General features: G+C 34.8%; 21 protein-coding genes. All 21 read right to left on the bottom strand.

The window, feature by feature from the left end; translation table 11 throughout:
* Window positions 1-16: 16 nt before the first annotated feature.
* The 21 genes from rpsD to rplV all read right to left on the bottom strand — a co-directional run bounded on the left by rpsD (window position 17) and on the right by rplV (window position 9,453).
* Window positions 17-643: a 30S ribosomal protein S4 gene (rpsD, locus tag HCAN_RS03155; protein WP_006655291.1), complete on the bottom strand. Its 627-nt coding sequence runs from the start codon at window positions 641-643 to the stop codon at window positions 17-19.
* A 9-nt stretch (window positions 644-652) separates the two neighbouring features.
* Window positions 653-1,045: a 30S ribosomal protein S11 gene (gene rpsK, locus HCAN_RS03150; RefSeq protein ID WP_005022301.1), complete on the bottom strand. Its 393-nt coding sequence runs from the start codon at window positions 1,043-1,045 to the stop codon at window positions 653-655.
* 10 nt (window positions 1,046-1,055) lie between these two features.
* Window positions 1,056-1,424, bottom strand: a complete 369-nt coding sequence (gene rpsM, locus HCAN_RS03145; RefSeq protein ID WP_005022300.1) for a 30S ribosomal protein S13 — start codon at window positions 1,422-1,424, stop codon at window positions 1,056-1,058.
* A gap of 12 nt (window positions 1,425-1,436) precedes the next feature.
* Window positions 1,437-1,550 (bottom strand): 50S ribosomal protein L36, encoded by a 114-nt coding sequence (rpmJ, locus tag HCAN_RS03140; protein WP_005022299.1) that lies wholly within the window; start codon window positions 1,548-1,550, stop codon window positions 1,437-1,439.
* Between the two features lie 236 nt (window positions 1,551-1,786).
* Window positions 1,787-2,005, bottom strand: coding sequence for a translation initiation factor IF-1 (infA, locus tag HCAN_RS03135; RefSeq protein WP_006655290.1), 219 nt, complete (start codon window positions 2,003-2,005; stop codon window positions 1,787-1,789).
* A 9-nt stretch (window positions 2,006-2,014) separates the two neighbouring features.
* Entirely contained in the window at window positions 2,015-2,773 is a 759-nt protein-coding gene (map, locus tag HCAN_RS03130; protein ID WP_006655289.1) for a type I methionyl aminopeptidase, read from the bottom strand.
* Window positions 2,774-4,033 carry a preprotein translocase subunit SecY gene (gene secY, locus HCAN_RS03125; RefSeq protein WP_006655288.1) on the bottom strand — a complete coding sequence of 420 codons (1,260 nt, stop codon included), beginning with the start codon at window positions 4,031-4,033 and terminating at the stop codon, window positions 2,774-2,776. It lies immediately after the preceding gene.
* On the bottom strand, window positions 4,033-4,434 hold the full coding sequence (rplO, locus tag HCAN_RS03120; RefSeq protein WP_006655287.1) for a 50S ribosomal protein L15: 402 nt from the start codon (window positions 4,432-4,434) through the stop codon (window positions 4,033-4,035). Before rplO ends, secY begins: the two co-directional genes overlap by 1 nt.
* A 9-nt stretch (window positions 4,435-4,443) precedes the next feature.
* Entirely contained in the window at window positions 4,444-4,884 is a 441-nt protein-coding gene (gene rpsE / locus HCAN_RS03115; RefSeq protein WP_006655286.1) for a 30S ribosomal protein S5, read from the bottom strand.
* A gap of 8 nt (window positions 4,885-4,892) precedes the next feature.
* A complete protein-coding gene (rplR, locus tag HCAN_RS03110; protein ID WP_006655285.1) occupies window positions 4,893-5,249 on the bottom strand; it encodes a 50S ribosomal protein L18 in 357 nt (118 codons plus the stop codon).
* Between the two features lie 10 nt (window positions 5,250-5,259).
* Entirely contained in the window at window positions 5,260-5,796 is a 537-nt protein-coding gene (gene rplF, locus HCAN_RS03105) for a 50S ribosomal protein L6 (protein WP_006655284.1), read from the bottom strand.
* Between the two features lie 9 nt (window positions 5,797-5,805).
* Window positions 5,806-6,201 (bottom strand): 30S ribosomal protein S8, encoded by a 396-nt coding sequence (gene rpsH / locus HCAN_RS03100; RefSeq protein WP_006655283.1) that lies wholly within the window; start codon window positions 6,199-6,201, stop codon window positions 5,806-5,808.
* Between the two features lie 9 nt (window positions 6,202-6,210).
* Window positions 6,211-6,396, bottom strand: coding sequence for a type Z 30S ribosomal protein S14 (locus HCAN_RS03095; protein ID WP_006655282.1), 186 nt, complete (start codon window positions 6,394-6,396; stop codon window positions 6,211-6,213).
* On the bottom strand, window positions 6,389-6,943 hold the full coding sequence (rplE, locus tag HCAN_RS03090) for a 50S ribosomal protein L5 (RefSeq protein WP_006655281.1): 555 nt from the start codon (window positions 6,941-6,943) through the stop codon (window positions 6,389-6,391). Before rplE ends, HCAN_RS03095 begins: the two co-directional genes overlap by 8 nt.
* Window positions 6,944-6,946: 3 nt before the next feature.
* The gene (gene rplX / locus HCAN_RS03085; RefSeq protein WP_006655280.1) at window positions 6,947-7,177 is read right to left on the bottom strand and encodes a 50S ribosomal protein L24; all 231 of its coding nucleotides are present in this window, start codon (window positions 7,175-7,177) and stop codon (window positions 6,947-6,949) included.
* Window positions 7,177-7,545: a 50S ribosomal protein L14 gene (rplN, locus tag HCAN_RS03080; protein ID WP_006655279.1), complete on the bottom strand. Its 369-nt coding sequence runs from the start codon at window positions 7,543-7,545 to the stop codon at window positions 7,177-7,179. Before rplN ends, rplX begins: the two co-directional genes overlap by 1 nt.
* Window positions 7,542-7,808 (bottom strand): 30S ribosomal protein S17, encoded by a 267-nt coding sequence (gene rpsQ / locus HCAN_RS03075; protein ID WP_006655278.1) that lies wholly within the window; start codon window positions 7,806-7,808, stop codon window positions 7,542-7,544. The genes rplN and rpsQ overlap by 4 nt, the downstream gene beginning before the upstream one ends.
* Window positions 7,808-8,002, bottom strand: coding sequence for a 50S ribosomal protein L29 (gene rpmC / locus HCAN_RS03070; protein ID WP_006655277.1), 195 nt, complete (start codon window positions 8,000-8,002; stop codon window positions 7,808-7,810). Before rpmC ends, rpsQ begins: the two co-directional genes overlap by 1 nt.
* Window positions 7,989-8,414 (bottom strand): 50S ribosomal protein L16, encoded by a 426-nt coding sequence (gene rplP, locus HCAN_RS03065; RefSeq protein WP_006655276.1) that lies wholly within the window; start codon window positions 8,412-8,414, stop codon window positions 7,989-7,991. Before rplP ends, rpmC begins: the two co-directional genes overlap by 14 nt.
* Before the next feature lie 2 nt (window positions 8,415-8,416).
* On the bottom strand, window positions 8,417-9,124 hold the full coding sequence (rpsC, locus tag HCAN_RS03060; RefSeq protein ID WP_006655275.1) for a 30S ribosomal protein S3: 708 nt from the start codon (window positions 9,122-9,124) through the stop codon (window positions 8,417-8,419).
* Window positions 9,124-9,453 (bottom strand): 50S ribosomal protein L22, encoded by a 330-nt coding sequence (rplV, locus tag HCAN_RS03055; RefSeq protein WP_005022273.1) that lies wholly within the window; start codon window positions 9,451-9,453, stop codon window positions 9,124-9,126. The genes rpsC and rplV overlap by 1 nt, the downstream gene beginning before the upstream one ends.
* Window positions 9,454-9,457 lie beyond the last annotated feature (4 nt).

Below are 9,457 nucleotides of genomic sequence, written 5' to 3'. Positions count from 1 at the left end.
CTAACACCTCTATTTATTATTTAGAATACAACTCAACAATGAGCCTTTCTTCGATAGGTATAACAACCTCTTCTCTTTCAGGCAATCTTGTGAAAATCCCAAACACTTTCTCTTGATCCACATCTACCCAAGGAACAATTCCAGTTTGTTTAGTAAGCTCAATAGCTCTTTGAATTTGTGGATTCTTTTTAGTTTTTTCACAAATTTCAATTTTTTGCCCAGCACTAACGAATGCAGAAGGGATATTTAGTCGCTTTCCATCTACAAGAATATGTCCATGCACAACTAATTGTCTTGCAAATCTCCTTGTTGTAGCAAATCCCATTCTATAAACCACATTATCCAATCTTCTTTCAATTAATTTAATAAGATTTTCTCCTGTATTTCCCTCAAGTCTATTTGCCTCTACGAAAATAGATCGGAATTGCTTTTCAGAAACTCCATACATTAATCTTGCTTTTTGTTTTTCGCGAAGTTGGATTCCATATTCAGAGATTTTACCTCTTCTTTGTCCATGTTGTCCGGGACCATAAGGGCGTTTATCTAATGCACTTTTTCCTGCTAATCTTCTCTCGCCCTTTAATGCAAGGCTTACTCCAAATCTTCTTTCAATTTTCTCTACTGGACCTCTATATCTTGCCATTCTCTCTCCTTACACTCTTCTTCTTTTTGGTGGTCGGCAACCATTGTGTGGCAATGGAGTAACATCTTTAAACCACAATACTTTAATCCCTTCAATGCTTCCAAGACTCTTAACAGCAGTCTCTCTACCGCTTCCAGGACCTTGAATCTTGACACCAAGCTCTTTAATGCCGTGCTCTTTTGCTTTTGAAACCGCATCTTCAACCGCTTGTTGTGCTGCATAAGGAGTTGATTTCTTACTTCCTTTAAATCCCAATGCACCTGCTGTGCTCCAGCAAATTACATTACCCATTTCATCAGTGATAGTTACGCTTGTATTGTTAAAAGCAGCAGAAATATGAATAATACCTCTTGCGATATTCTTTTTGACAACTCTTTTTTTTGTTACATTTCTTTTAGCCATTATTTACCCCTTATTTTGATGCACTACCAACGGTTTTTCTTTTACCTTTTCGCGTTCTTGCATTGTTTTTTGTTGTTTGACCGCGAACAGGCAAGCCTTTTCTATGTCGTAATCCACGATAGTTACCTAAATCCATAAGTGCTTTAATGTCCATTGTAACTTTTTTGCGCAAATCACCCTCTACGATATGATGAGCTTGAATCTCTTTTGCAATTGCAGAAACTTCATCCTCACCAAGGTCTTGAACCCTCTTATCATAAGAGATATTCACTGCATTCAAAATATCTCTTGATGCTTTTAAACCAATACCATAAATATAAGTTAAAGCATATTCAATTCTCTTTTTTTTGGGTAAATCAACACCAGCAATTCTCGCCATTATTTTTCCTTTTTATCCTTGTCTTTGTTTATGTTTTGGATTCTCGCAAATCACTCGAATCACGCCTTTTCTCTTAATAACCTTGCATTTGTCACACATTTTCTTCACAGAAGGTCTGACTTTCATAGCTTACTCCTAACTTTACTTTGATGTTTTTTATAAACCATCAAATATTTTTAACACTTTTAAGATCTAAAATCTTAAAATTATCACTTTGAATCGTAAGTAAGAAAAAATCTACTACTTTCTAATAAAAATTATTAGACATTGAGTTTATAGTCCTCCAAAGGCTTATTCATCACCCAAACGACTATGAAATTTTTACAATAAAGGGCGTATTATATTCTAATACTTATTAAAAACTACTTATACCTAAAAGTAATTCTCCCTTTATCTAAACTATAGGGAGTAAGTTCAATTTTCACTTTATCGCCTTGCAAAATCTTAATATAATTCATACGCATCCTACCTGCAATATGACACAAAATCACATGTCCATTTTCTAATTCCACACGAAAAGTAGCATTAGGCAGTGCTTCTTTGACTATTCCATCAATCTCAATCACATCATCTTTTGCCATTCTGTTTCCTTATTCCTTTGATAAAATTTCAGCTTTGCCTTTAATAATGGCTATAGTATGTTCATAATGACTTCCATTTAATCCATCAGTTGATACCACACTCCAATCATCTTTAAGTATTTTAGGCTCCCCACTTTTTTGACAAATCATTGGTTCAATGCAAAAAACCATTCCTTCTTTAATTTTATAACCTTGCTTAGGATTATTTCCTTCTAGATAATTTGGAATCTCTGGTTCTTCGTGAGGCTTTTTACCAATCCCATGCCCACAAAATCCTCTTAAAGGCACATAACCATAATCCAAAATAAATTGCTCAATCAAATGGCTTAATTCTTTGAAGTGCATACCCACTTTGATTTGGTCAATCGCAAAATAAAGTGCATCTTTAGCACAAGCTATTAATCTTTGATTTTCTTGTGAGATATTACCCACCCCACAAGTAATTGCACTATCTCCATACCAACCATCAAGATTAACTCCCAAATCAAGCCCAACAATATCACCTTCTTTTAATGCATAATCTGTGGGAATTCCATGAATAATTACTTCATTAACTGATATACACACTGAACCACTAAAACCATAAAGACCTTTAAAGGCAGGAATCCCTCCATTTGAGCGGATAAAATCTTCACCCATTGTATCTAATTCTTTTAGTGTAATCCCTGGCTTAACATTTGCTTTTAGATAATTAAGCGTTTTAGCAACGATTTTATTAGCCTTTCGGAGAGATTCTATCTCCGATGGTTTTCGAATTGCAATTGACATTTATAGACCCACTGCACTTAATGTTTTATATTTATTCATATAAATTTGTGCTTCAATTTTTCTCATTGTATCAACTGCTACTTGCACGACAATTAAAACCGCTGTCCCTCCAAAATAAAAAGGAACCCCTGAAGCCTTAACCAAGACCCAAGGTAATGTTGCAATCAATGCAAGATATAAAGCACCCCAAAGCGTTAGTCTATTTGCCACTTCTGTTAAGAAATTTGCTGTCCCTTCTCCAGGACGAATACCTGGTATGAATCCACCCTGTCGTTTCAAGTTTTCAGAAATATCTTTTGGATTAAACACAATTGAAGCATAAAAATAAGCAAAAAAGATAACAAACAAAAACATTAAGACATTATAGAGATAACCATTAGGATTCAAATAATCTGCAATTTGCATAATAATAGTGTTAGAAGAAGACTGCAGAATCGTGCTTGGAAACATTAAAATAGCTGAAGCAAAAATAGGTGGGATCACTCCACTTAAATTCATTTTAATAGGAATATAATTCATAATTCTCTTATCTTGATTTTGCATAACAACTTTACGAGAATATGAAATAGGGATTCTCCTCTCTCCAAGCTCAACAAAAATGATGCATCCTACAGTGATAATAATAATTGCCATAATAAAGAGTAACACTAACCAACTAATTTGATTGGTATTAACCAAATTGAATGTTCCCGCAATCGCACTTGGAATCCCTGATACAATCCCACTAAAAATAATTAAACTAATACCATTTCCAATACCTCTTTGTGTGATTTGCTCACCAATCCACATAAGCAACATTGTTCCACAAAGCATAGAAAATGCAGAAATCGCAATAAAGACATTCATATCTATCATAATTGCACCATTAGCACCTGTGCCCAAACTCTTTAACCCAATAGAAACACCAATAGCTTGAATCAAAGTAATTACCACTGTGGTATAACGGATAATTTGCATATATTTTTGCATACCATCACGCTCTTTTTTCATCTTGCCTAAATTTGGGAAAGTAGCTGCTAAAAGCTCCATAATAATAGAAGCAGTAATGTAGGGCATAATACCTAGAGAAATGATACTAAGGCGTTCAACCGCATTTCCGCTAAACATATTAAACAAGCCCAAAGCATTGGAAGCGTTATTATCAAAGAAAGTCTTAATGACACTTGTATCTACTCCAGGAACTGGAACATACGCCAATACACGATAGGCTAAAAGAAAGCCTAGTGTAATTAGAATCTTATTGACAATTGTTTTACTCATTATTTTTGTCCGCTTGTCGTAATTCTTTCGTCTTTAATTTTTGCCGCAAGATTTCTTGCACTTGCACCAATTAACTTAATTTTAGTTGTATAAGTAGGGAATTTATGTATACTCTTAATACTTTCAAAAGTAATTTCTTCTAATGTAGCGATTGCTTTAATTAATTCTACATTAATAACATAGGGTTTAATCACTCTACTTGTAAAACCTACTTTGGGCAATCGTCTTTGTAATGGTTGTTGCCCACCTTCAAAACCTCTTTTTTGTTTAGAACCCGTCCTAGCAGTTTGTCCTTTACCACCTCTTGTAGAGGTTTTACCCATACCGCTACCTTGACCGCGTCCTACTCTTTTGATTTTTTTTACACTACCTTTTGCAGGTGCTAAATTTTCTAATGCCATAAATTCTCCTTATGCCTTTACTTTAGAAAGTGCATCGATTGTAGCTCTTACTACATTGTAAGGATTATTAGAACCAAGTGATTTAGTCAATATATCCTTAATACCTGCCATCTCTAATACAGGACGCACAGAACCACCAGCAATTACTCCAGTTCCCTCGCTAGCAGGTTTTAGCAAGATAATGCTTGAATTATACTTTTGTTGAACATCATGCGCAATTGTTGTGCCTTTAATATTAACTTTCACAATATTTTTAAATGCATCATCAATGGCTTTTTTAACAGCATCAGGGACCTCTTTTGCTTTCCCTAATCCAAATCCAACTAAACCTTCTTTATTACCAACAACAACTAAAGCATTAAAGCGAAATCGACGCCCACCTTTAACAACTTTTGTTACACGACCAATATTTACAACAACCTCTTTAAAATCTTCTCTATTGATTTCCATATTATCCCCTATAAACTAATTCCATTCTCGCGTAGAGAATCAGCAAAACTTGCAACAACACCATGATATAAATATCCATTTCTATCAAAGATTACTTGAGAGATATTAGCTTTTTTAAGAGATTCTGCCAAATTAGAAGCGATCTTTTTCACATCTTCTTTATTATTTTTTAGCCCCATTTTCTTACCATCAACACTTGCTAATGTAACACCTTTTACATCATCAATCACTTGTGCATAGAAATATCTATTAGAGCGAAAAATGCTTAATCTTGGAGTTGTTGAATCCCCAAAGATTCTTGCACGAATTCTCAGCTTTCTTTTGATTCTTAAACTTCTTTTTTTTCTAATAATTTTGTCTGTCATTGCTCAATCCTTATTTTTTAGAAGTTTTACCAGCTTTGCGGATAATACGCTCATCAACATATTTCACACCTTTACCTTTATAAGGTTCTGGCGGTCTAAACTCTCTAATTTCTGCAGCAATTTGTCCTACTTGTTGTTTATCAGCACCTTTAATGATGACAAGATTTTTATCCACTGAAATTTCAATACCTTCTGGAATGTCATAGTTAATAGGATGAGAAAATCCAAGTGCAAGCTCTAAAACTTTACCTTTAACTGCTGCCTTATAACCCACACCATTAATTTCTAATTGCTTTGTGAAACCTTCTGTTAAGCCTACAACAATATTATTGGCTAAAGCTCTATAAGTCCCCCAATAAGCTCTTGATTGTGCATCACTTCCAGCAAGAGAGAAACTTAATTCATTATCTTTAAATTCAATTCCAACGCGACCATAAGTTTCCAATTCTTTTGTGATCTTGCCACCCTTAAAAACTATTTTGCTTCCTTCAATGCTAACTTGAACACTACTTGGAATGCTAATAGGTTTTTTACCAACTCTTGACATTACATACTCCTACCAAATACTGCAAAGGGCTTCTCCGCCCACATTTGATTTATAAGCATCATCATTGGCAATCACGCCCTTACTTGTGCTTACAACAATAGTTCCATAACCATTTTTAAAACGCTTCAATTCATTTCTAGCTTTATAAACGCGTCTTCCAGGTTTAGAGATTCGAGTGATTTCATTGATAACTGAATGACCTTTTTCATCATATTTCAAAACAACATTAATAGATTGTTTTTTGTCTTTTTCAATGACTTTATAGCCCTCAATAAATCCTTTTGCTTGAAATACTTCCAAAATAGAAACAACAATTTTTGCATAATATAAAGTTGTTGTATCTAATCTTCTCATACTTGCATTTCTGATTCTTGTTAGTGAATCTGCAATAATATCATTTACCATTTTATCCCCTTACCAACTTGCTTTTCTAAGTCCTGGAATCAAGCCTTCATTTCCCATCTTACGAAGGCAAACACGGCAAATACCAAAATCCCTATAAACAGAATGTGGTCTTCCACAAATTGAACATCTTGTGTAAGCTCTTACTTTAAATTTAGGCTTTCTATTAGCCTTTGCGATCATAGATTTCTTAGCCATTTATTCTTCCTTTTGCAAAAGGTAAGCCAAAGAGTTCTAGAAGTTTCAAGGCATCTTTATCATTTTTTGCTGAAGTAACAAAAGTGATATTCATACCATGGCTTACCATAATATCATCATATACAACTTCAGGGAAAATCAATTGCTCATTCACACCAAAGCTATAATTTCCTCTTCCATCAAACCCATTACGCGGAATCCCTCTGAAGTCTTTTACTCTAGGAAGTGCAATTACGATAAGTTTCTCTAAGAAGTTATACATTTGATTCCCTCTTAAAGTTACCTTAGCTCCCATTGGCATTCCCTCACGCATTTTAAATCCAGCAACAGATTTTTTTGCACTTGTAATGACTGCTTTTTGTCCAGCAATTAAAGAGATTGTATCTGCAATATTTTGCATGATTTTGGTATCTTTTGCGTGCATACCAGCACCCACGCTAATAACAATTTTTTCAAGCTTTGGCAAAAGCATAGGATTTTTAATTCCCAATTCTTCTGCTAATTTTGACTTAATTTCATTTTTATAGGCGGTTTTTAATTGATACATAGATTAATCCTCCGCTTTTTTAACATTTGAAATATGAATAGGCATTTCTTTCTCAATAAAGCCACCCTTTGGATTCTTGTCTGTTGGTTTTACCGCTTTTTTAGCCAATTTACAACCCTCTACCACCACTTGTGAAGACTTAGGAATTACGCGTAAAATTTTAGCTTTTTTACCTTTATCATCACCTGTGATAATTTCTACCATATCGCCTTTTTTGATTTTAAACTTAGCCATTATAATACCTCCGGCGCCAATGAAACAATTTTCATAAAATTGGCATAACGAATTTCTCTGCCAACAGGTCCAAAAATACGCGTTCCAATAGGCTCTCTTTTGCTATCTAAAATGACAGCTGCATTGTCATCAAAACGAATTAGCGCACCATCTTCGCGGTGAATTTCTTTCTTAGTTCTTACCACTACTGCTTTGACAACTTGTCCTTTTTTTACTTTTCCACTAGGAAGAGCTTTTTTAACTGAAGCAACAATCACATCACCAACCGTGGCATATCGTCTTTTGCTGCCACCTAATACCTTAATGCACATTATCTCTTTTGCACCACTATTATCAGCGACATTCAATCTTGTAAAACTTTGAATCATAATTCAACTCCCACAGATACTACTTTGTGGAGTGTAAAAGCTTTTCTTTTAGAAATTGGCTTACATTCAATCGCCTCAATTACATCTCCTACTTTCACGCTATTGTTTTCATCATGCACGATATAGCGTTTAAATCTCTTTACAATTTTTCTATATTTTGGGTGGATAACACGTCTTTCAACTAAAATCGTTGCACTTTTATCTCCAGCTTTTGTTACAACTTTTCCAGAGATAATTCTCTTATGTGGTTGAACACTGCTCATTATTCAGCCCTCCTTTTTGCATTCATCGCAGTTTTGATTCTTGCAATATCTTTTCTTGTTGCTTTAAGCTCACTTGTATTTGTTTGTTGCATAGTTCTAAGTTTTAAATTAAGTTCAAACAAAGAAGTTTCTTTTTCTTTTAGAAGCTCTTGCAATTCTTGAATACTTTTCTCATTAATTTCAGTATATTTCATTCTCGCCCTCTCTTGTTACAATTTTTGTTTTAAAAGGGAGTTTGCTTTGTGCTAATGCTAAGGCGCTTCTTGCCAAAGTTTCATCAACACTGCCCATTTCATAAATAATTCTACCAGGCTTAATATTCATAACCCATTTATCAACAGCACCCTTACCTTTACCCATACGAGTTTCAAGAGGTTTTGCAGTTAATGGTTTATCAGGGAACACCCTAATCCATACCATACCTGTTCTCTTTGTCGCACGAGTCATTGCAATACGCGCTGCTTCAATTTGTCTTGAATCAATTCTACCATGTTCAATAGCCTTAATTCCAAATTCTCCAAAAGCTAAGGAAGTGCCACGGAATGCTTTTCCTCTATTGCGACCTTTCATTTGCTTTCTGTATTTTGTTTTCTTTGGCATTAGCATAGTTATTGCCCCCTTCTCTTTCTAGTTGGACGAGTTGCTTTTGCTTCGCCCTCTTCTTGTGGCTTTTCAGCTTGAATCCCTTTTTGAAGAACTTCTCCTTTAAAAATCCAAACCTTAACACCAATATTTCCATAAGTTGTTAAAGCTTCTGCAAAACCATAATCAATTTTAGCTCTTAGCGTATGAAGTGGAATTCTTCCTTCCATATACCATTCTGTTCTTGCCATTTCAGCACCTGCTAAACGACCAGAAACTTTAACTTTGATTCCTTTGGCTCCAGATTTCATCGCACCTTGCATCACTTTTTTCATCGCACGGCGGAATGCTACGCGTCTTTCAAGTTGTGTTGCAACACTTTCAGCAGCTAATTGAGCGTTACTTTGTGGTTTTTTCACTTCTTTAATGTTTAGGAAAATATCTTTATTAACAATTTTATTAAGTGATTCTTTTAATTTTTCAACATCAGCACCTTTTTTACCAATGATAATTCCCGGTCTTGCTGCTACCACGGTTACACGCACTTTTCTTGCAGTTCTCTCAATTAAAATATCGCTTACCCCTGCATAATAAAGTTCTTTTTTGAGGAATTTTCTAATTTTATAATCCTCTGCAACATTTTGTGGTGCTGTTGCAAATGAAGGAAACCATCTTGATTCCCAATTTCTATTTATACCAAGTCTTAGACCAATAGGATTAACTTTTTGACCCATTACTTATCCTTACTTTTTTGTGCTACTTCTACGAAAATATGTGAAGTAGGTTTTCTTACTGGAGTTGCTCGACCTCTTGCTCTAGGTGTAAATCGTCTAAGCACAGGACCTGCATCAACTCTACAAGATGAAACAACAACATTCTCTGCTTCATAACCCCCATTTGCAACCGCTGATGCAATTACTTTAGAAATAATTTTTGCTGCTTTATTTGGCATAAATTCCAAAGAAGCAATTGCTAATTCAGCATTCATTCCTTGAACCTCTCGTGCAATCAATCTTGCTTTTGTAGGTGAAAGGCGGATATATCGTAATAATGCTTTACTCATCTCT

Origin of the sequence: Helicobacter canadensis MIT 98-5491, assembly GCF_000162575.1 — a bacterium.
In the GTDB taxonomy this organism is placed as follows: domain Bacteria; phylum Campylobacterota; class Campylobacteria; order Campylobacterales; family Helicobacteraceae; genus Helicobacter_D; species Helicobacter_D canadensis.
The sequence above is the reverse complement of the archived record's forward strand: the minus strand, read 5'-3'. Positions and strand labels throughout refer to the sequence as shown.

What these genes read in the sequence shown, in the direction of transcription:
- rpsD (WP_006655291.1), bottom strand. Translation starts at nt 643, where the DNA reads ATGGCAAGATATAGAGGTCCAGTAGAGAAAATTGAAAGAAGATTTGGA.
- rpsK (WP_005022301.1), bottom strand. Translation starts at nt 1,045, where the DNA reads ATGGCTAAAAGAAATGTAACAAAAAAAAGAGTTGTCAAAAAGAATATC.
- rpsM (WP_005022300.1), bottom strand. Translation starts at nt 1,424, where the DNA reads ATGGCGAGAATTGCTGGTGTTGATTTACCCAAAAAAAAGAGAATTGAA.
- rpmJ (WP_005022299.1), bottom strand. Translation starts at nt 1,550, where the DNA reads ATGAAAGTCAGACCTTCTGTGAAGAAAATGTGTGACAAATGCAAGGTT.
- infA (WP_006655290.1), bottom strand. Translation starts at nt 2,005, where the DNA reads ATGGCAAAAGATGATGTGATTGAGATTGATGGAATAGTCAAAGAAGCA.
- map (WP_006655289.1), bottom strand. Translation starts at nt 2,773, where the DNA reads ATGTCAATTGCAATTCGAAAACCATCGGAGATAGAATCTCTCCGAAAG.
- secY (WP_006655288.1), bottom strand. Translation starts at nt 4,033, where the DNA reads ATGAGTAAAACAATTGTCAATAAGATTCTAATTACACTAGGCTTTCTT.
- rplO (WP_006655287.1), bottom strand. Translation starts at nt 4,434, where the DNA reads ATGGCATTAGAAAATTTAGCACCTGCAAAAGGTAGTGTAAAAAAAATC.
- rpsE (WP_006655286.1), bottom strand. Translation starts at nt 4,884, where the DNA reads ATGGAAATCAATAGAGAAGATTTTAAAGAGGTTGTTGTAAATATTGGT.
- rplR (WP_006655285.1), bottom strand. Translation starts at nt 5,249, where the DNA reads ATGACAGACAAAATTATTAGAAAAAAAAGAAGTTTAAGAATCAAAAGA.
- rplF (WP_006655284.1), bottom strand. Translation starts at nt 5,796, where the DNA reads ATGTCAAGAGTTGGTAAAAAACCTATTAGCATTCCAAGTAGTGTTCAA.
- rpsH (WP_006655283.1), bottom strand. Translation starts at nt 6,201, where the DNA reads ATGGTAAATGATATTATTGCAGATTCACTAACAAGAATCAGAAATGCA.
- HCAN_RS03095 (WP_006655282.1), bottom strand. Translation starts at nt 6,396, where the DNA reads ATGGCTAAGAAATCTATGATCGCAAAGGCTAATAGAAAGCCTAAATTT.
- rplE (WP_006655281.1), bottom strand. Translation starts at nt 6,943, where the DNA reads ATGTATCAATTAAAAACCGCCTATAAAAATGAAATTAAGTCAAAATTA.
- rplX (WP_006655280.1), bottom strand. Translation starts at nt 7,177, where the DNA reads ATGGCTAAGTTTAAAATCAAAAAAGGCGATATGGTAGAAATTATCACA.
- rplN (WP_006655279.1), bottom strand. Translation starts at nt 7,545, where the DNA reads ATGATTCAAAGTTTTACAAGATTGAATGTCGCTGATAATAGTGGTGCA.
- rpsQ (WP_006655278.1), bottom strand. Translation starts at nt 7,808, where the DNA reads ATGAGCAGTGTTCAACCACATAAGAGAATTATCTCTGGAAAAGTTGTA.
- rpmC (WP_006655277.1), bottom strand. Translation starts at nt 8,002, where the DNA reads ATGAAATATACTGAAATTAATGAGAAAAGTATTCAAGAATTGCAAGAG.
- rplP (WP_006655276.1), bottom strand. Translation starts at nt 8,414, where the DNA reads ATGCTAATGCCAAAGAAAACAAAATACAGAAAGCAAATGAAAGGTCGC.
- rpsC (WP_006655275.1), bottom strand. Translation starts at nt 9,124, where the DNA reads ATGGGTCAAAAAGTTAATCCTATTGGTCTAAGACTTGGTATAAATAGA.
- rplV (WP_005022273.1), bottom strand. Translation starts at nt 9,453, where the DNA reads ATGAGTAAAGCATTATTACGATATATCCGCCTTTCACCTACAAAAGCA.